1 protein-coding gene is annotated in these 251 nt (G+C 69.7%); it reads left to right on the top strand.

From position 1 onward, the window contains the following. Nucleotides 1–251, top strand: a 251-nt coding sequence (locus P8629_RS12390; RefSeq protein ID WP_278166404.1) for a hypothetical protein, incomplete at both ends; no start/stop codon positions are given.

The following is a 251-nucleotide window of genomic DNA, read 5'->3' as shown; positions in this document are numbered from 1 at the left end:
CGACTCGATGAGCACCGACGCCACGGTGGCAATCGCGCAGCGCTTTGGCGCGCATGTCACGCAGCGCGTCTTCGATAACTGGGCGAGCCACCAGAACTGGGGCCTGCAGCACATCCGCTTCCGCCATCCCTGGGTGTTCTACATCGACGCCGACGAGCGCAGGACGCCCGAGCTCGTGGCGCAAGCCCGGGCCGCGGTGCGCGCGGCGCGCGACGAGGTCGCGTTCCGGGTGCAACGGCGCGACTTCTTCC

The organism is Hydrogenovibrio sp. 3SP14C1 (assembly GCF_029625905.1).
Taxonomy (GTDB): Bacteria; Pseudomonadota; Gammaproteobacteria; order Thiomicrospirales; family Thiomicrospiraceae; genus Hydrogenovibrio.
This window is presented reverse-complemented; position numbering and strand designations above follow the sequence as displayed.